The organism is Silvibacterium dinghuense (assembly GCF_004123295.1).
In the GTDB taxonomy this organism is placed as follows: Bacteria; Acidobacteriota; Terriglobia; order Terriglobales; family Acidobacteriaceae; genus Silvibacterium; species Silvibacterium dinghuense.
The window spans coordinates 2,085,090-2,104,705 of the sequence record NZ_SDMK01000001.1 but is presented as its reverse complement, the minus strand read 5'-3'; the positions used below and the strand labels follow the sequence as shown (position 1 = coordinate 2,104,705).

At 62.1% G+C, this 19,616-nt stretch carries 16 protein-coding genes; 7 read left to right on the top strand and 9 right to left on the bottom strand.

Translation table 11 applies throughout. The features are described from left to right. Nucleotides 1-32: 32 nt before the first annotated feature. Entirely contained in the window at nt 33-620 is a 588-nt protein-coding gene (locus ESZ00_RS08245; RefSeq protein WP_129207616.1) for a hypothetical protein, read from the bottom strand. Nucleotides 621-821: 201 nt separating this feature from the next. After that, the gene (gene sucB, locus ESZ00_RS08240; RefSeq protein WP_129207615.1) at nt 822-2,450 is read right to left on the bottom strand and encodes a 2-oxoglutarate dehydrogenase, E2 component, dihydrolipoamide succinyltransferase; all 1,629 of its coding nucleotides are present in this window, start codon (nt 2,448-2,450) and stop codon (nt 822-824) included. A gap of 325 nt (nt 2,451-2,775) precedes the next feature. Here sucB and ESZ00_RS08235 point away from each other — a divergent pair, with 325 nt between their 5' ends. Next, nucleotides 2,776-4,395, top strand: a complete 1,620-nt coding sequence (locus tag ESZ00_RS08235; protein ID WP_129207614.1) for a Na+/H+ antiporter — start codon at nt 2,776-2,778, stop codon at nt 4,393-4,395. Nucleotides 4,396-4,398: 3 nt separating this feature from the next. On the opposite strand, the gene ESZ00_RS08230 is transcribed toward ESZ00_RS08235, so the two are convergent. From ESZ00_RS08230 to ESZ00_RS08220, 3 genes are all read right to left on the bottom strand, one after another. Then, nucleotides 4,399-5,034 carry a cytidylate kinase-like family protein gene (locus tag ESZ00_RS08230; protein WP_129207613.1) on the bottom strand — a complete coding sequence of 212 codons (636 nt, stop codon included), beginning with the start codon at nt 5,032-5,034 and terminating at the stop codon, nt 4,399-4,401. A gap of 76 nt (nt 5,035-5,110) precedes the next feature. Further along, entirely contained in the window at nt 5,111-5,305 is a 195-nt protein-coding gene (locus tag ESZ00_RS08225) for a hypothetical protein (RefSeq protein WP_129207612.1), read from the bottom strand. Nucleotides 5,306-5,640: 335 nt separating this feature from the next. Beyond that, nucleotides 5,641-8,136, bottom strand: a complete 2,496-nt coding sequence (locus ESZ00_RS08220) for an endonuclease MutS2 (RefSeq protein ID WP_229741044.1) — start codon at nt 8,134-8,136, stop codon at nt 5,641-5,643. Between the two features lie 210 nt (nt 8,137-8,346). Between ESZ00_RS08220 and ESZ00_RS08215 the strand changes: the two genes are divergently transcribed. Both ESZ00_RS08215 and hemB read left to right on the top strand, forming a co-directional pair. Then, the gene (locus ESZ00_RS08215) at nt 8,347-8,832 is read left to right on the top strand and encodes a hypothetical protein (protein ID WP_129207611.1); all 486 of its coding nucleotides are present in this window, start codon (nt 8,347-8,349) and stop codon (nt 8,830-8,832) included. Between the two features lie 175 nt (nt 8,833-9,007). Continuing rightward, complete coding sequence (hemB, locus tag ESZ00_RS08210; RefSeq protein ID WP_129207610.1) at nt 9,008-9,997, top strand: porphobilinogen synthase; 990 nt, start codon at nt 9,008-9,010, stop codon at nt 9,995-9,997. Between the two features lie 355 nt (nt 9,998-10,352). Here hemB and ESZ00_RS08205 read toward each other — a convergent pair whose 3' ends face one another. Then, on the bottom strand, nt 10,353-10,883 hold the full coding sequence (locus ESZ00_RS08205) for a Uma2 family endonuclease (protein WP_229741042.1): 531 nt from the start codon (nt 10,881-10,883) through the stop codon (nt 10,353-10,355). Between the two features lie 130 nt (nt 10,884-11,013). Between ESZ00_RS08205 and lpdA the strand changes: the two genes are divergently transcribed. The 4 genes from lpdA to lipB all read left to right on the top strand — a co-directional run bounded on the left by lpdA (nt 11,014) and on the right by lipB (nt 13,679). After that, the gene (gene lpdA, locus ESZ00_RS08200; protein ID WP_129207608.1) at nt 11,014-12,444 is read left to right on the top strand and encodes a dihydrolipoyl dehydrogenase; all 1,431 of its coding nucleotides are present in this window, start codon (nt 11,014-11,016) and stop codon (nt 12,442-12,444) included. A gap of 78 nt (nt 12,445-12,522) precedes the next feature. Further along, the gene (locus ESZ00_RS08195) at nt 12,523-12,723 is read left to right on the top strand and encodes a type II toxin-antitoxin system HicB family antitoxin (RefSeq protein WP_129207607.1); all 201 of its coding nucleotides are present in this window, start codon (nt 12,523-12,525) and stop codon (nt 12,721-12,723) included. Next, nucleotides 12,723-12,935: a type II toxin-antitoxin system HicA family toxin gene (locus tag ESZ00_RS08190; protein WP_129207606.1), complete on the top strand. Its 213-nt coding sequence runs from the start codon at nt 12,723-12,725 to the stop codon at nt 12,933-12,935. The genes ESZ00_RS08195 and ESZ00_RS08190 overlap by 1 nt, the downstream gene beginning before the upstream one ends. Before the next feature lie 6 nt (nt 12,936-12,941). Next, a complete protein-coding gene (lipB, locus tag ESZ00_RS08185) occupies nt 12,942-13,679 on the top strand; it encodes a lipoyl(octanoyl) transferase LipB (protein WP_129207605.1) in 738 nt (245 codons plus the stop codon). 1 nt (nt 13,680) lies between these two features. On the opposite strand, the gene ESZ00_RS08180 is transcribed toward lipB, so the two are convergent. From ESZ00_RS08180 to ESZ00_RS08170, 3 genes are read right to left on the bottom strand one after another with little or no spacing between them, the layout of a single operon-like run. Continuing rightward, nucleotides 13,681-16,353 (bottom strand): ABC transporter permease, encoded by a 2,673-nt coding sequence (locus ESZ00_RS08180; RefSeq protein ID WP_129207604.1) that lies wholly within the window; start codon nt 16,351-16,353, stop codon nt 13,681-13,683. Between the two features lie 3 nt (nt 16,354-16,356). Further along, a complete protein-coding gene (locus ESZ00_RS08175) occupies nt 16,357-19,026 on the bottom strand; it encodes an ABC transporter permease (RefSeq protein WP_129207603.1) in 2,670 nt (889 codons plus the stop codon). 51 nt (nt 19,027-19,077) lie between these two features. Continuing rightward, a complete protein-coding gene (locus tag ESZ00_RS08170; protein WP_229741041.1) occupies nt 19,078-19,431 on the bottom strand; it encodes a PadR family transcriptional regulator in 354 nt (117 codons plus the stop codon). Between the last annotated feature and the right edge of the window lie 185 nt (nt 19,432-19,616).

Sequence of the window (19,616 nt, the reverse complement as noted above, 5' to 3'; positions counted from 1 at the left end):
CGGAGGGACCTGCGACATCAACAACGATGCATTCAATAGATGCTTTGCTTTGGGACTTCAAGACCGGCCAGATTAAACACCATCTCCCAGCCAAGCTCTCTGGCAACTCCATCCTTCGGATACCAGCGATCGACAACGTGATACTTCCCGTCTTTCACACCTTCGATGATCCATTGCGAACCATCCGTCCCTTTTTGATCATTCACCGGATTAGGGGCGGTCCAAAAGCCTGTCTTATTGACGCGCGTTAGGAACGCTTGCATATCTACATCCTTTACTCCGCAGGTTTCCTCATCGATAAGAACACCTGGAGGGTAACCTCCCGCACCACTTGCAATCTTCAGAGTAAGCATCCACTGCTTCTTGTCGTTTCTATAGATACGAACAGAGACAGGATGGTTGAACGAACGCAACCACAGAAATCGATAGCTTTCCACTCTCTGATCTTTTGCTTCGGAGGAAAGCGACGGCTCGTGTAATGCCTGCAGAGCACGCGAATACCACTGGTTCCTAAACACATCGAGATCGTTTCTTGTATCGAGAGCGCCCGCGGGAAACATGCGTGTCTGTGCGAAACAACTGGAACTCATAAGCACCACGATCAGCACAAGCCTTTTCATTCTTCCTCCGCAAGGACTAAGAGCTTAGACACCACGAACCTATCTAAGTTCCAGCTTGTCTCCTGTCTGAAGACAACCGCAGGTCCCTCCACTTCGGTCGGGATGACAAATCTTTTGGTTGGTAAAAACACAACGGCCAGCAGGAGCAAGGCTCCCACTGGCCGTCTTTGTGACTCACTGCTAACCGCTAAATGCTGCTAACTAGCCGATATCTTCCGACCAGTTTTCGAGCGTCTTCTTGACTTCCGACATGAACTTGCCTGCGTCGGCGCCGTCGATGGTGCGGTGATCGAAGCCGAGGGTCAGGTGCAGGAAGTGGCGGATGGCGATCGACTCGGTGCCGTCCGGAGCGGTGACGACCGCGGGCTCCTTGAAGAGGCCGCCGACGCCGAGAATCGCAGACTCCGGCTGGTTGATGATCGGGGTGCCGAACTGCTCGCCGAAGATGCCCGGGTTGGTGATGGTGAAGGTGCCGCCGCTCACCTCATCCGGCTTCAGCTTCTTGCCGCGCGCGCGCTCCGCCAGGTCGGCGATGGAGCGGGCAATGCCCAGGAAGCTCTTCTCCTCAGCCTGCTTGATGACCGGCACGATCAGGCCCCACTCGAGCGCGACCGCGATGCCGATGTTGATGTTCGCGGGGTAGCGGATCGCATCGCCTTCCATCTGCGCGTTGATGATCGGCAGCTTCTTCAGGTTGGCGACCACGGCGCGGGTGATGAACGGCATATAGGTCAGCTTCACGCCGTTGCGCTGCTCGTACTTGTTCTTTTCCTTCTCGCGGAGCTTCACGATCTTGGTGAAGTCGATCTTGAAGACGGTGTGGACGTGCGGGCTGGTGCGCTTGGACTCGACCATGCGCTGCGCGATGATGGAGCGCATCTTCGAGAGCGGCACCAGTTCGCCCGGCGTGGGAGCGGCAGAGGCCGGAGCCGGGGCAGCCTTGGGTGCGGCTGGCGCAGCAGCCGGGGCCGCAGGAGCGGCAACCGGAGCAGCAGCGGCGGCAGCCGGCTTCGCCAGATAGGCTTCCAAATCTTCCTTCGTGATTCGTCCACCTGCACCGGTGCCCGTCACCTTGTTCAGGTCGACATTCTTGTCCTTGGCGATCTTGCGCACCAGCGGCGAGGTGCGGCCATGCTCGGCCGAGCCGGAGGTCTCGTCTTCCTCGGCGGCAGCGGTCGAGGCAGCAGCCGGAACCGGCGCGCCAGGAGCCGCAGGAGCAGCGGTGGAAGGTGCGGGAGCTGCCGCAGGAGCCGAAGCACCGGCTGCGCCGCCGATGGTGGCCACCACGGTGTTGATCTGGACCGTCGAGCCCGCCTCGACCTTGATCGCGGTCAGTGTACCGGCCGCGGGCGAAGGAATCTCCGCATCTACCTTGTCGGTCGAAATCTCAAAGAGCGGCTCGTCGCGCTCTACCTTGTCGCCCACCTGCTTGAGCCACTTGGTGATGGTGCCCTCGAAGATGGACTCGCCCATCTGCGGCATCACCACGTCGGTCGCCGGACCGGCAGCCGGGGCAGCAGGCGCTGCTGCGGGAGCCGCGGCAGGGGTCGCAACCGCGGGAGCAGCAGGGGCAGCAGGAGCCGACGCACCGCCCGCTTCCTCGATCACCGCCACCACGGTGTTGATCTGGACGGTCGCTCCGCCTTCGACCTTGATCTCCTTCAGCACGCCAGCGGCGGGCGAAGGAATCTCCGCATCCACCTTGTCGGTCGAAATCTCGAACAGCGGCTCATCCCGCTCCACCTTGTCACCGGGCTTCTTGAGCCACTTGGTAATCGTTCCCTCGAAAATCGACTCGCCCATCTGGGGCATCAGTACATCGGTCGGCATGGATTTCCTTTCGATTGCGAAGCTTATGGTTTCGGTCGCGAAGCTGAAATGAGCTTTCTGGTTCTGAAGCTGAAAACGCTACAGCCCAGCCCGGGCATCCCGCGGCGCAGGCCAAGATGGAAACAGCACCTGTCCATCCCTCGTCACCGGCCGATCCACTTTCACGCGGGCCACCGCCGCCGAGGCAGTCAAACACATTAGTCTAATTCACACCGGGCACAGTTGGCACCGCGCTCCCACCCGGCAAGCGAAAGATCCGGCATCATTCATCGAATCGCCGGGGGCTGCCATCTCATCACTATCCCCTGACTCTTGAGGAGAAACGTTGGGCTCACGGATCCATAGCACCGAACTCACCCTGCTCGTCCTGGTCGTCCTGGTGGCGGCGCTCGCGGCCCTTGCCCAGCGCCTGCGGACCCCCTATCCCATCGTTCTTGTGCTCAGTGGGCTGGTGCTCAGCTTTTTCCCGCTCATCCCCCACGTCTCCATCAACCCGACCTTCGTCTTCCTCGTCGTTCTGCCGCCGCTGCTCTTTGCCAGCACGCTCAATACCGCGTGGCGCGAATTCCGCTTCAATCTCGTCACCATTGCCATGCTTGGCCTGGGCCTGGTCGGATTCACCGTCGCCGGCGTCTCGCTCATTGCCCACCTCTTCATGCCGGAGTTCGACTGGCGCACCGGAGCCCTGCTCGGCGCCGTCGTCTCTACGACCGACGCCATCGCCGTCGGAGCCATCGCCTCGCGCGTCGGCCTGCCCGCCGAGGTGCTTGAGATCATCGAAGGCGAAAGTCTGATCAACGATGCCAGCGGCCTGCTCGCCCTGCAGTTCACCATCGCCCTGGTCACCGACAACGAAATCCCGACTCTCACCAGCGGCGTCACCGAATTTTTCTGGCTGATGCTCGGCGGCATTGGCGCCGGTCTGCTCGTCGGCTTCTTCATCCTGCGCTTCGAGCGCTTCATCCTCCGCCACTTCCCGCGCTCGAGCGAGGTACCGCTGCTGGTCAACATCGCCACGCCCTACTTCGCCTACCTGCTCGGCGAATCGATCCACGCATCAGGCGTGCTGGCGACCGTCGTCTGCGGACTCTATCTGGGCCGCGCCACCTCGGAAAGCTTCTCCATCCAGGCCCGGCTCGACAGCCGCACCGTCTGGAGCACCATCGACTTCGTCCTCAATGGCCTGGTCTTCATCGTCATCGGCCTGCAGCTGCCTACCGTTCTGAACGGCATGCGCGAGATCCACGGCCAGCTCAACTGGCCCCACATGCTCGCCGGCGCGGCGCTGGTCTCAGCCGTGGTCATCGCCGTGCGCATGATCTTCATCTTCCCCGGCGCCCGCATCTCCTGGTTCCTGCGTACCCGTGTGCTCAAGCAGCCCATCGTCAAGCCCGGCCGCAATGAGCTGCTGGTCATGGGCTGGAGCGGCATGCGCGGCGTGCTCACCCTGGCCGCGGCCCTCTCGCTGCCGGAATACATCTCCACCGGCGAGCTCTTTCCCCAGCGCGGACGCATCATCTTTTACGCCTTTGCCGTCATCCTCGTAACCCTCGTCGGCCAGGGCCTTAGCCTGCCCGCCATGATCCGCAAGCTGCGTGTGGTCGAATCCGAGGAGATTCTGGACCATGAGCGCCGGGCCCGCGGCGTTCTGCTCAAGGCCGCGCTCAAGGCGCTGCGTGAAATGCCGTCGAATGAAGATGAAGGCGAGAACAGCGTCCATGCCATCCTCACCCGCTACTACCGTCAGCGCCTGGAGGCGCTCAAGCCGGAAGACGGTGAGCCTGCCCTGAATCAGCAGCGCAAGTACCAGGAAGTGGCGGCAACGCTGCGGCGCGTCGAACGGGCCCAGATCCTCAGAATGAGAGAACAGGGCACCTTCCGCGAGTCCACCCTGCGCGATCTCGAGCGTGAGCTCGACCTGCTCGACCTGCGCTGGGAAAAATAACGCTCAGCGCGATACCGGCTCGGCCACTGTCAGCCCTGCGCCATCCGTCACCGCACGCACCATGGCGTCAAAACCCATGCAGGAGTTGATCATCATGTGGTACAGCCGGCGATCGGTCCAGTCCTGGTCGTAATAGCGGCGGATATAGGCTGCCCGCTGCTTGTCCACCTCGGCCAGTCCGTGTTCCGCCTGGTCGGCGCGCTCCGGAAATTGTTCGGCGAACCACTTTTCCTTGCGCCATTGCGAGGCATAGGCGAAGACGTGGAAGACATGCGGAGTTCGCGCCAGGATACAGGCTGCGCCGCGGCCCACAATGACCGCCTGCCCGTTGCGCGCTACCTCCTCGAGGTGCTTGCGCATCAGGCCGACCATCCGCTCACTGTCGAAGATTTCGTTGATCGGTGGCGCCGGAAGGCGCTCGATGGACCCATGCCAGAAGGCTTTGCCGAAGCGGTAGTACCAGGGGTCCAACCGCTCATCGCAACGCTCAGCCAGTCTGGCCGTCACGCCGGCTTCGCGTGCCACCTCTGCAGCCAGACACTCGTCCACCAGCTTCCAGCCCAGATGCTCTGCCAGGTGATGCGCGAACTCCGCTCCCCGGCTACCGTACTCCCGCTCTACCGTGATCACTCGGATCATGGCCGCTCCTCCCCTCGGGGGAAAACGTGCGGAATCCTAGCATGGAGCAGAACCAGGTGCAATCACCCTGCCAGGACTATTCGCGCCAGAGCGCCGGAAACTCAAGCTCGTCCGCCATTTCCCTGCGGACCGGCAGCGATTCTCCACGCATGTGAGCCAACGTCCGAACGACTCCTGTTCGCACCGCCCAACAGAGCATGAAGATCAGGCCGATGACCATCCCTGGAATCGCCAGCAGCGCAGTCATCACGCACAGCGAACGGGAAAGCACACGGGAGAGTATCGTCTCTCGATGAAGCTGGACCAAATCAGACTTAAGAGTCCGCTTCGGAGGGGGCGCAACAGCATGACCTGAGGGATTGACCGACCAGACAGAAGAGTGCATCAGAACATCCTTTCAACCTGTGTACGCTCTCCGTGCGTAATGGGGGCCAAACCCGCGAACGGCGTCTTACAGGATTCTCAACCTCGTGAATCCTGCACCTTCCATATCGCTTCTGGCAATGACATCAAAGTACCCTCACCCCAACAACTTGGTAATCGTGGCGCGTAACAGTACACAAGTGACCCAAAACCGATCACCGGCATCCTCTTTTTTGCCTGTATTTACTGTTTAAACTCCACCACCGTCGCTCCCGCGCCGCCTTCGTTCTGCCCCGGCTCAGTCACGCTCGCCACCTGCGGATGCCGCTGGAGCCACGCCCGCAGTGTCCGCCGCAGCACGCCCATGCCGGTCCCGTGCACGATCCGGATGCGCGGCAGCCCATTCAGGAACGCCCGGTCGATGAACTTCTCCACCTCGTCCTGCGCCTCGTCCGCCGTCCGCCCGATCACGTTGATCTCCCAGCTGATCGCCGCATCCGGCTCGGCCATCGCCACGCGCACACCGCTCTGCTTCCGCACCGCCATCAGCGGCGACGTCCTGCCTCCGGCCGTATTTCCCGGCGCGTGGATCACCTCGGCGATCTCGTCGCGCGAGACACGCATCTTCATCGGCCCGATGGCGACTTCAAATGTGCGCTCATCCACCTGCCGCTGCACGATGGCCGTTTTGCCCAGCGTCCTCAGCTTCACCGTGTCCCCGGCCGAGACATGCTTCGCCACATGCGGCTGCGCGTTGGCATCGTCCTTGTCCGCGCCCGTATGCCGCGCCACCACCTGCGCATTGAAACTCTCCTGGAACTCACGCCGGAGCCGTGCAATCCTCCGCTCGGCCTCCTTCGTGAGCTTTTCCTTCGCGGCCTTGTCATCGATGGCCTTGACCGTCTCGCGCGCCTGGTACTCGAAGTCCTTCATCAGCGAGGTGAGCTGCTGCTCCATTTCGCGCACCTTCGCCCGCCACTCCTTCATGCCCTCGGTCTCGAGCCGATGCCGCTCGCGCCGCAGATCGGCTTCGAGCTGCATGATCTTCATCCGCTCCGTGCTCACTTCGCGAATCTGCTCATGCAGCCGGTCGAGGAAACACCCGATGTCGAGCGTCTGCGAGCTCAGCCGCCCGCGCGCCGAGGCGACAATCTCCGGCAGCAGCCCCAGCCGCGAGGCGATGTTGATGCCTGCCGAGGCGCCCGGGACGCCCTGCCGCAGCTCATAGGTAGGCGCAAGCGTCTGCTCGTTGAAGCCCACCGCCGCGTTGATCACGCCGTCCGTCGTCTCGGCATAGACCTTGAGCGAGGTGTGATGGGTCGAGATGATCGACCATGCCCGCGCCTGCAGGAAGTGCTCGGCAATCGCCACCGCCAGCGCCGCGCCCTCTTCGGGATCGGTCGCCGAGCCCAGCTCGTCCAACAATACGAGCGAGGAAGCGTCCGCCCGGGCTGCGATGCGGTTCAGGTTGACAATATGCGCCGAAAAGGTCGAGAGGTTCTGCTCGATCGACTGCGCGTCGCCGATGTCCGCAAGAAACGCGTCGAAGATGGGGAAAACGGCCTCGTCCGCCGGCACCGGCACGCCGCTCTGCGCCATCATCGCCAGAAGGCCGGTAGTCTTCAGGCCCACTGTCTTGCCACCGGTGTTCGGGCCGCTGATGATCAGCTGCCGCTCGGCATCGCTGAGCGCAATGCTCACCGGCACCACGCGGCCGCCCTCGCCGCGCAGCCGCTTTTCGAGCAATGGATGGCGCGCATTGCGCAGCAGCAGCTCCGGTTTTCCGGCCTCGGCAAAGCGCGGCGCGGCGCAGTTATATTCGCGCGCAAAGCGTGCCCGCGCCTGCAGCGTGTCCACCTCGGCCAGCACCTCGGAGCCTTTTTGTATGACGCCCGCAAACTGCCCGATCTGCCGCGTCATCTGCATGAAAATACGATGGATCTCGGCGGTTTCCTCTTCGAAAAGCCGGACCAGGTCGTTGTTCAACTCGATGGTTTCGAGCGGCTCCACGTAGACCGTCTGCCCGCTCGAGCTCGACCCGTGCACCACGCCGGGCACGCGTCGCTTCCACTCCGCCTTGACCGGAATCACGAAGCGTTCGCCGCGGATCGTCACCACATCTTCCTGCGTCGATCCGCCCTCGGAGAAGCGGCGCAGGGCCGAGCGCAGGCTGTCTTCGATGGCGCGCTGCTGGCGCTCCATCTCGCGGCGGATGCGGCGCAGCTCGGGCGAAGCGTCGTCGGTGAGCGAACCGTCGGGCAGCAGGCGCGCCCGCATGGATTCGACCAGCGGCACCAGCGAGACCGTCAGCAGTTCTCCCGCCATGGCCCGCAACCCGTCGAGGCCGTCGGCCAGCGCCTGCGGAGGATCGTTCAGCAGCGTGCTCCACGCCGCCACATCCTCGGCCAGATTCACTACGCGGCGAATCTCGTCCGCCTCGAGCGCAGCACCCTCGATACGCGACTTGGCCAGCAGCGTCGAGGCATCGAAGAGTGAACTGATGGTCGGCCGCGCCCCCTCACCCAGCAGCAGCTCCATCTCGACGACCAGTGCCAGCTGTGCGTCAATCCATGCACGATCGGTCGACGGCGCCAGCCGCTCCAGCCAGCCGCGGCCCATCGCCGACTGCGCATAGGCGGAGAGCAGGCCGAGAAAACGATCCCATTCGAGAGCCGACGGGCTGCAATCGCTCACGGCAGAAGGCACGGTAGATGTTGGGTTCCAAACACTCGCAGACACAGCTTCATCCTACTGCTTCGGCCTCATCCGGCCTGCCTTCCCATCGCCGGATGAGCCGCGATGGAACCGATCCACGCCGACCGGCGTATCTTGAATACGTTAAGTACTTACTTTGCCCTCAGGCTCTAAGGAGGAGATCCAATGTTCTGCAGCGGATGTGGTCAGCCCCTCAATCCCGGCCAGGAACTCTGCACCCGATGCGGTCGTCCCGTGCCTGTAGCAGCCATGCCCGGCGTCGGACCGCAGGTACCCTATGCCGGGGTACCCGGAATGGGCTACGTCTACTCCCGCGTTCATCGCCACATCCAGTCGCTCTCCGTGCTCTGGATCGCCTATGCCGTCTGGTCCGTTTTCCAGTGGGCCATTGCCATGTCCTTCTTTTCAGGGGCCTTCGGCAACTACTTCGGCCACTGGCACCATGGCCCCTTCAGCGATTTCCCCTTTACCCACATGCCCTGGATTGGCCCGGTCATCACCATCACCCTCATCGGGCGCGCCATTCTCTACGTGATCACCGGCATCGGACTCTCGCGCCGGGCACCCTGGGCACGCGTGCTGGCCATCGTCACCGCCTTCCTCACCCTCATCAAGCTCTTCCTCGGCACCGCGCTGGCCATCTATACACTCTGGGCACTCATGCCCGCAGCCTCCGGCGAAGAGTACCGGCAGATGGAGTCGAACCAACCGTTGTTGTGAGTCAGCGGCGGTAAAGCGGTTAGCCGTTAGCCATAAAAACGGCCAGTGGGCCGCTACGCGGTCAGCAGCGGGCAGCAGAGAACTGCTGACCGCTTTATCCCTGATCGTCTTTGACTCACTGCTTGGCATCGGCGCGAAGCGCCGGTGCCTACTGACCGCCCGCTACACTAGAGTCATGGACTTCCCCATCACCCGCCTGCGCCGTCTCCGCCGCACGGAAGCGATGCGCCGCTTCGTCCGCGAAACCTCCCTCGAGCCCAGCGCGCTGGTGTACCCGCTGTTTCTCTGCCCCGGTGAGGGCGTCCGCCGCGAAATCTCCTCCATGCCCGGCGTCTTCAATCTCTCCATCGATGAAGCGGTGAAGGAAGCCGAAGAGGCCGCATCGCTCGGTATCGGCGGCCTGCTGCTCTTTGGTCTGCCCGAATCCAAGGACGAGCAGGCCACCGGCGCGTGGGACCACAACGGCATCGTGCAGCAGGGCCTGCGCGCGCTCAAACAGAGCCGCTCGGCCAAGGATCTGCTGCTCATCGCCGACGTCTGCCTCTGCGAGTACACCTCGCACGGCCACTGCGGCATCGTGCACAAGAACGGCGACGACTATGAGATCGAGAACGACGCGAGCGTAAACCTGATCGCGAAAACCGCCGCCTCGCTGGCCGAGGCCGGAGCCGACATTGTTGCGCCCAGTGACATGATGGACGGCCGCGTCGAGGCCATTCGTGACGAACTCGATGCCGCGGGCCTCGAGCAGACGCCGATTCTCTCCTACGCCGCCAAGTTCGCCTCGGCTTTCTACGGACCCTTCCGCGAGGCAGCCGACTCGGCGCCGCAGTTCGGCGACCGCCGCAGCTACCAGATGGATGGCGCAAACCTGCGCGAGGCCATGCGCGAGATCGAACAGGACCTGGGCGAAGGCGCGGACATGATCCTGATGAAGCCCGCCATGCCGTATCTCGACGTGATCCGCGCCGCGCGCGAGCGCTTCGATGTGCCCATCGGCGCCTACCAGGTGTCGGGAGAATATTCGATGCTCCACGCGGCCTTCGCCAAGGGCTGGCTCGAGCCCGAGCGCGCCATGATGGAGTCGCTGCTGTCGATCCGTCGCGCCGGTGCTGGGTTCATCGTGACGTATTTTGCCAAGGAAGCGGCGAAGGTGCTGGCGTAGGACTAACCATGTACGAGGAAGACTGGAAGGAATATCGGAAATATTGCCGGAACTTCTGGCTTGTTTACCTCGGCTATATCCCCGTCATGTCTGTCATAGCCATGCTTTCCGCATGGCTATTTCATTCCTTCAAACCTGCCTTTGTCGCAGCTCTCGCCTACATGCTTCTATGGGCAATCTCTGGAGCCCGCGTCAGCCGCTTTTCTTGCCCTAGATGTGGTGAATGCTTTGCCGGCAGGTGGTGGTACCACCTCGGACTCCTTGCGCGAAAGTGCCAGCATTGCGGTTTGCATAAATTCAGCCTGCAATAGGCTGGATTCTCCAGCATTCGTCGCGCGGGAAGCCTTTGAGGGAGCTAAGCCCGGTCCAGCTCCGCAAACAGTTCGCTGAGCACAACCTGAATCTCCGAGCCGGGAATGGCCAGCACGCCGTTCTCCGGCTCTTCAAAGCCGCGCGACGAGCAGACGTAACCCTTACGCAGCTCCGGATCGACGACCCAGACGTGTTCGGTGCCCATGGCGAGATAATCGTCCACGCGCTGGCGGATGCGAGCCATGGTGTCTTCCGGCGAGAGAATCTCAATGCAAAGCAGTGGAGCCTCGCGCAGAATCCGCTCCCATTTCAATCCTGAACGGGTCACCGTGATGTCCGGGATGCGGAAGCGCGTTGCGCTGACCTGCACACGCAGCTCAGGGTAGACCTCTGTCTGCCATTGCTTCCTGTTCGAATGGAACAGAAAGTAAAACGCGCCCTGAAGAATGGAGTGTTCTTTCTCGCCCAAGTTGCGCTCCTCGATCACCCCATCCACGTAATCGCAGTCGGGCCGGTAGGAGGAGGCCAGGTATTCGGCCACCGGAACCTTCACGGGCTGAGGAATCGCGCTCACGCCTCCAGTATCCGCCCAATCCTCCCGCATTCCAAGCCCATTCCCGGCCACCGCGCCCCCTTGCGTACAATGGAGTGTTCGGGCTCGGCCGGTGCCGTGTCCATACGTCACCCTCAGAACGGAGCTAGCTTTGGCAGAGACCATTTACGACGTAGCTGTTATCGGCGGAGGACCCGCCGGATACACCGCAGCCATCCGCGCCGGCCAGTACGGCCTCAAGGTCGCGCTTATCGAGAAGGACAAGGCCCTGGGCGGCACCTGTCTGCTGGTCGGCTGCATCCCGACCAAAGCGCTGCTCTTCAATGCCGAGATCTATGACCACCTCAAGCACGCCAAAGAGTACGGCATCGACGACCTGGGCGCGGGCAAGCTGAACTGGAAGGCCATCCTCGAGCGCAAGAACGGCGTCGTGACGCGTCACACCAAGGGCCTCGACTTCCTGATGCGCAAGAACAAGGTGACCGTGGTCCCCGGCTGGGGCAAGCTCACCGGCCCGGCCAAGGACGGCATCCATACCGTGGAAGTGGCTCCGCGCGAAGGCGAAAAGACCGCGCCGACCACCGTCAAGGCGAAGAACATCATCCTGGCGACCGGCTCGACCGCGCGCATGCTGCCCGGCCTTACCCCCAGCGACCGCGTGATGACCAACATTGAGATTCTTTCGATGGAGAGCATTCCCAAGTCGCTGCTGGTCATCGGCGCAGGCGCCGTGGGCGTCGAGTTCGCCTCCATCTTCAAGAGCTTCGGCACCGACGTCTCGATCATCGAGTACCTGCCGCGCCTGGTCCCGGTCGAGGACGAAGAAGTCAGCAAGGAGCTGACCCGCTCCTTCAAGAAGCGCGGTATCGACATCAACACCGGCGCCAAGGTGGAGAAGGTCGAGACCACCAAGGACGGCGTGAAGGTCACCTTCACCGACGCGAATGGCAAAACTGTTGTCAAGGAAGCCGAGCGTGTCCTGGTCGCCGTGGGCCGCGCGCCGCGCACCGAGGGCATCGGTCTTGAGAAGACCAAGATCACCCCGGACCGCGGCTTCATCAAGGTCAACGAGTACATGCAGACCGATGAGCCCGGCGTTTACGCCATCGGTGACATCGTCGCCGGCATGCCGCAGCTCGCGCACTCGGGTTCGATGGCAGGCCTGGTCGCGACCGCGAAGATCGCCGGCAAGTACGCGCGCCCCATCCGCCGCAACCGTATCCCCGGCTGCACCTACACCGAGCCACAGATCGGGTCGGTTGGTCTCACTGAGGCGAAGGCCAAGGAACTCGGCCACAAGGTGAAGGTCGGCAAGTTCCCGTTCGTCGGCAACTCCAAGGCGACGATTCTCGACGCGCACGACGGCTTCATCAAGGTCGTCTCGGATGAGCAGTACGGCGAGATTCTCGGCGTGCACATCATCGGCCCGCAGGCGACGGAGATCATCGCCGAAGCGGTCACCGCGATCGAGCTCGAGGCCACCGTCGACGACATGATGTGGATCATCCACGCCCATCCCACCCTCGCCGAGGCCATGTTCGACGGCTTCGCCAGCGTGGAAGGCAAAGCGATCAACGTGTAATGAACAAGCGCCCCACCGACGATAACTGTCAGTGGGGCGCATCTCAATCTGGGCTATGATTCCCTTCTGGAGGGAGCCATGAAGTACAAGGTGGAACTCATCGAGTCGGAAGAAGGATTCGCCGTCGGTTGCCCTGAACTCCCCGGATGCTGGTCTCAGGGAGCGACCGAAGAGGAAGCTCTCGAGAACATCAAGCAGGCTATCTCCGAGTACCTCGCAGCGAAAGACGAGCTCAACAACCGGAAGCAGACGCGATACGTGGAAGTCATGGCCTGCTGATGGGCAAGCTGCCCGGGATACACCACCTGCATGCCGTAAAAGCTCTGGAACGGGCAGGCTTTGAGATCATCCGGCAGAGCGGCCATATCGTCATGTCGGACGGCCGCAGGATCATCACCATCCCACGCCACAATCCGGTCAATGCCTTCACCATGTTTGCCATCGTCCGTGACGCCGGACTCACCATCGAACAGTTTCGAGACCTTCTCTAGCAAGCCATGATCCTCAACCTCGTCCATCTCGGCCGCATCGATTACGCCTCCGCACTCAGCATCCAGCAGCAGCTCGTCGAGGCGCGCCACCAGCAGCGCATCGGCAACACGCTGCTGCTGCTCGAGCATCCGCCTGTGCTCACGCTGGGCCGCAATGCGCACCGCTCGAATGTGATCGCGTCCGATGAGTTCCTCGCCTATCGCGGTGTGGAATTGCACGAGATCAACCGTGGCGGCGATGTTACGTACCATGGCCCGGGACAGCTCGTCGGATATCCCATCATGGATCTGCGCAGCTTCACGGTGAATGGCTCAGACAAGCGCCTCGGCGCAGTCGATTACGTCCGCCTGCTCGAAGAAGCGCTGATTCGTGCCTGCGCCGATTACGCCGTCCGCACCGAGCGCGTGGCGGGACGCACCGGCGTATGGACGCTCGCCGGCGGCTCCATCCCCGAGAAGAAGATCGCCGCCATCGGCGTGCATATCTCGCGCGGCATCACCTCGCACGGCTTTGCCTGGAACATCACCACCGACCTGCGCGACTTCGAGCTCATCGTGCCCTGCGGCATCACGGACCGCGATGTGACCAGTCTCGAGCTCGAAGCCGATGCCGATCATCGCCCCGCGCCAACCATGGAGAACGCCGTGAACTCCATCGCGCGCCACTTCGGCCGCATCTTCGAGCACCAGGTGCTGTGGCTCGAGTCTGTCGAAGAGCTGCTCGCCACATCATTAACACATTAATCTATTCCGCGCGCAACGCCTGCATGGGATCCACCCTCATCGCACGCAGCACGGGTGCGATCAATGCCAGGGCTGCTACCAGCAAGATCATCCCTGCGGCGAACAGCGAACGGCCAGCTCCCAGGGATGCCTCCGTGGCCAGCAGTTTCGCTATTGCTCCTCCCATGAGCATCGCTCCTGCAATGCCCGCCAGCAGGCCCGCGACGACCTCCAGCAGCGTACGGCGACCGAGCGCGACAAGGATCGATCCCCTCTGCGCGCCCAGTGCCATGCGGATGCCGATCTCGCGCGTACGCAGCGTCACCGTGCGCATCACCATCCCATAGAGCCCGAGCGCGGTGAGCAACAATGCCAGTACGGAGAAGCCTCCAGAGAGCCATACCAGCATGCGTTCACGGCTCAGATCATCATCCGCGCGCGAACGAAAGGTCCGTACTTTCACGACTGCGGCTGCAGGGAAAACGGCGGCGGCGCGATAGACCGCCTCCATGGCAAGTTGCGTCGACGCACCGCGCACCAGCAAGGCAGTATCGCTCACCGGAGCATCATTGTCTTCAGGCTGGTCCACACGGAAGACCTCGTAGAGTATAGGCGTAACCGGTTTGCGCAGCGAGATATACTTCACATCTTCAGCAATGCCCGTCACCATGCATGCGAACTTCGGATCGCGCACTGTGCCATCGGGCTTGCCGGCCGTACTGAAATACACCATTCTGCCCATGGCATCTTCATCGGGAAAGAAAAACCTCGCCAGAGATTGGCTCAACACGCAGTCTCTTTCGCGATTCGCCGTACCACCTTCCAGCAAGCGCGTCCCCGCGGCAGGAAAGTATCCTGTTGAGACCGTCGTGATAGAGAGATTGCCATCGCTATGGATCGTTCCATGGCTATCGACCGAGAAGCTGCGGCTGACCATGTAGTGGTTGGAGAGCGGCAACAGGCCGGTATAGCCCACAGCCTGCACGCCCGGCTCCGCCTGCAATGCTGCGGTAAAGCGCTGGTAGAGCTGGTTTCCCTGCACGCTACTCAATTTGAGCGGCGAGAGATCAACTGTCGCAGCCGCAGTGTGATTAAAGTTGAATCCCGTATGCCCCATCGTTAGCTGCAGCAGCGTGCGCCCCAGCAGGAGCGATGTACTCAGCAGGCAAAGACTCACCGCCACCTGCAGCGCAATCGCCCAGCCACTCGTCTGCTTTGCCGACACGGTCCGGCTCACAAGCTGTGCCCCTGTCGCCGGCCGTATTCCCGAGGCACGCAGCGCAGGAACGAGTCCGGCAGCAAGGGCCACCATCAGCGCGGCGCCTATGTTCACCGCAAGGATCACGCCGTTCGGCCGCAGCACCAGATCCTGCGGCGTGCGGTCGCTCGCCAGCATGCCGCTAAGAGCGTGCGCTCCCAGCCAGCCCAGCAGCACACCACCCAGCAGTCCTGGTACAACCAGCAACAGTGTCTCTACCAGCACCTGCTGGATCACTCGCCAGCGACGCGCGCCAAGCATGATGCGCAGCGCATATTCCTGGCGACGGCCGCTCACGCGTGCCAGCATGACCAGCGCCGTGTTTACCGAGCACAGGAGTAGCAGCAGCCCGACCAGCAGTTCCAAAACAAACAACGGACTCTGATACGTCGTCTTCAGCCAGGAGTAGCCACTACTTCCATCGGCTACGTTGAGCCGCAGCATTTTGAAATACTGAGCAAGATAAATACCGGAAGGGTCTGCGTCCTTGCGCAATTGTGATTCGAGCGCCGCCAGTTCGGCCTTCGCCTGCCGCAGTGAAGAACCGGGTTTGAGCCTTCCCATTACGTAGAAGCCATAATGCGCAGGCCACGCGACTGTCGTGTCATCCTTCGCCCACAGTACGTTGGCAAACTCGAATGGCAGATAGACAGCAGGCTGCAGGTTCGCCGTTAGGCCGGTAAAGGCCCCAGGCATCACGCCAATCACCGTCACCGCATGGCCATCCACGGCGATCGGCTTGCCGAGCACATCGGCGCTCGCGCCAAAGTGGCTGCGCCAGTAGGCATCACTTAACAACGCAACCGGTTGGTGAGCATCCTGTGCATAGAAGGGACGCCTAAGCTCAGGTGCGAGGCCCAGCAGGGAGAAGCTGTTCACGGTAAGCACCTGCGCCGTCTCAGCGGTCGTGCGGCCGTCAGCAACTACCGGCACCTTTTCATCGTTGGCCCAGACCAGCATATCCGTGCTGGTCTGCTGCCGCGCACGCAGCAGTGTATAGAGCGGTCCGCTCAACCCATGCAGCGTATCGCCATTGCGCATCTCGTAGACGACCAAACGTCCTGGATCATGTACCGGGAGGCCGCGCAGCACGATGTTCCACGTCAACGTAAAGATGGCCGTATTTGCGCCGATGCCGAGGGCCAGCGTCAGCACCGCGATCAGTGTAATGCCCGGCGACTTCATCAACTGGCGCAGGCCATACTTCATGTCAGCCCAAAGCTGCTCGATGCGCGGCCACTGCCAGTGCTCGCGGCTCCGCTCCTCGATTAACGCAGCATTGCCGAAGGCCTTTCGCGCGCGCAGATCTGCCTGCTCGCGGGAGATGCCTTCCTCCCGCATCCACTGCTCCGCCCGCTCTTCCATGTGGAGACGTACCTCTTCCGACAGCTCACGCTTCATACGTTCTCGCCCGAAGCTTCGTGCCCAGAGATTCATCGCTCACTCCGCCCGCAGCGCGGTCATCGGATCAATCGAGGCCGCACGCCGCGCGGGCAGAAATCCAGCGAGCATCGCTGCTCCCATCAGCAACACCACCACCGCGCCCAGTGTCACCGGATCGTATCCCTTCACACCATAGAGATAGCTGCTCAGCGCCCGTCCAACGCCCAGCGCGGCCACCGTGCCCAGCACAGCTCCCACGGCGGCAAGGCGCAGACTTCTCCTGAGAATGATCTGGAATACACTCGAGCGCGATGATCCGAGCGCCATGCGGATGCCGATCTCCCGCGTCTGCTGCGTCACAGAATAAGAGACCAGTCCGAAGATGCCGACCGCAGCCAGCAGCAGCGCAAAAACGCCGAAGAAGCCCAGCGTCAGCATCGAAAACCGCTCGCTTGCTGTGGCGCTGCTCTCAAGCGTGGAGAGCGTCGTCACCTTCGCCATCGGCAACCCCGCATCGAGCGAACGCAATGCGGAGCGCGTCTCACGGATGACCAACGCCGGATCGGCCTTGGTGCGAATGACCACGTGCATCATGGCCATCGAAGGCCACACATTCTGCGTATAGGGCTCGAACATCTCCGGCTCCGGTGTCTCGCGTAACGAAGTGCGCTTCACATCCGCCACCACACCCACAATCGTCGCCGGCACCCTCTGAAACGGCACGCGCACCTGCTTGCCCAGCGCGCTCTGATGAGGCCAGAAGCGCTCTGCCATGGCGCGGTTCACGATCGTCACCTGCGGCGCTGTCAGCGTGTCGGAGTCCAGGAACTCCCTCCCCGCAAGCAGCGGCGTGCCCATGGCCGCAAACAACCCCGGAGAACCGATCGTATAGTTCACAATCGGAGGCCGATCCCCTTTAGCCGGAGGCCTTTCATTCACCACAATCGCCGTCGACTCCGTAGCTCCCTCCATCGGTACCGACTCCGTGACGCCCACAGCATGCACACCCGGCACCGCTCTCAGCTCAGGCAGCGCCTGCTGGTAGAAGTGCGCAATGGCATCGCGGTCGGGATAGGTGGCCGTCGGCAGCGAGAGCGAGAAGGTCAGCACATGCTCCGGACTGAATCCCGGGTCTGCGGCAAGAAGGCGCGTGAAGCTCCGCACCAGCAACCCGGCCGAAAAGACCAGCACCAGGGCCAGGGCCATCTGCGAGCTCACCAGCACAGCACGCAGACGTGACTGCTTCACGCCGCCGCCCTGCCGTTGCCCACTCTCTTTCAATCCACCCGCCAGATCGACACGTGCAGCTCCCAGCGCAGGCGCAAATCCGAAGATCAGCCCGGTCATCAGTGTCAATCCGATCGCGAAAGCAAGCACAGGAAGATCGAGCGATACCTCATGCAGACGTGGCAACTGTTGCGGGCCAAGAATCCTGATGGCCTCGATGCCTGCAGCCGCCATGATGACGCCAAACCCTCCGCCTGCAAAGGCCAGCAGCAGGCTTTCCACCAGCATCTGTTTCAGCAGGCGCGAACGCCCAGCCCCCAGCGCCGTCCGCAGCGTAAACTCGCGGCTCCGCGCAATGCCCCGCGCCAGCAGCAGCCCGGCGATGTTGAAACAAACCACCAGCAGCACGACACCCACTGCGCCCAGGATCAGAAACAGCGGACGCCGCGAATCCCCTGCGATCTGCTGTTGCAGTGAAACCACTCGCGACTGCGACCATCCCTTCGCCACAGGCATTTCACGATCCATGCGTTGTGCAAAGAGGTCCATCCCCGCCTGTGCCTGCTCCAGCGACAGCCCAGGCAGCAACCGCCCCACAAAAGCCAACTCGGACGGCGTGAAGCGCGGCGTCACAGCGGGTAGAGCTATCGGCACCCAGAGCTCGCTCTCGATTCCGAAATCAAACTCCGCAGGCATCTCGCTGGCTCGCGGAAAGCCGAAACCCGGCGGCATGACGCCCACCACGGTGTACGGCGCGCCGTCGAGGGAAAGGGCTTTGCCCACAATGGATCTGTCGGCATGGAAGCGGCTGCGCCATACCGCATCGCTCATCATCACCACATGCGCATTTCCCGGCGTGTCTTCCTGCTGCGTAAAGATCCGCCCCAGCTCCGGCGTAACGCCAAGCGCAGGAAAGAATACCCACGATACCAATGCTCCCTCAAGCGTCTCCGGATCGCCCTGCCCGGTGAGGTTGAAGCGGGCTCCCTCAAAAGCTCCGATGTATCGATACGTTCCCCGCTCCTTCTCGAGCGCATGAAACTGAATCGGATTCCATGGAAGCAAACTCAGGCCACCGGTATCCACGCCTGCCGGAGCCACAGCCCACGGAATCACCAGCGATGCGCTGTCTGGATACAGCAACGGCTTCAGCAGAACCGCATGCACCAGGCTGAAGACTGCTGTTGTCGCCCCGATACCCAACCCCAGCAGCAGGATCACCGTCACCGCGAAGCCCGGAGAAGAACGCATCTGCCGCAGCGCATACTTCGCATCCGAATAAAGCTCTTCGCATACCGGCCATTGCCAGGCCTCGCGTCCGCGTTCCTCGAGCAGCGTCGTATTCCCGAACATCCGCCGGGCACGCAGCTCTGCCTCTTCGCGCGGAAGGCCTTCGTCGCGCATCAGCTGTTCGGCGCGCTCTTCCAGGTGCAGGCGCAGCTCCTCGGAGTAATCGGCATAAATGCCACGGCGGCGGAAGATGCGCGAGAACCAGCTCATGCCCTCACCTCGGATCTATCATTACTGCAAATAAAACTGCCACCATTACAGTTACGTATTTGCTTCGCCACGCGTGCCCAGCACCAGCGCGATGCCTTCAAACATCCTCTCGAAGCTCGAACGCTCGCGCTCCAGGTGCTTCAGCCCCGCGGCGGTGATGGTGTAGGTTCGTACCCGGCGGTTGGTCGAGGAGATCCCCCACTCCGCCTTGACCAGCTTTTCCTTGAGCAGGCGCTGGAGCGCCGGATAGAGCGATCCCTCTTCCACCTGCAGCAGCTGGTTCGAGCGTTGCTGGATATGCTGCACCAGCGCATAGCCATGCGCCGGCTGCCGCCGCAGCGACTCGAGAATCATCATCTCGAGCGCGCCTGGAAAGAGATCGCGTGAAGTTCGCTTCAGAAACATAGGCTTTTCACTAGAAGGCATAGAGTAAAAAAGGGTGTAAATTCTGTCAATCAAAATGAATTCCCTGTCATGCCAGGCAACCGATAAGCCCTGTCTTACCTCCGAGTTAATCGCTGCTCTCTGCCGCTGTTTTCTTTCGCTCCGCATCGGCAGGCGTTTAGGATGCGCACTACGAGGCCCAATGC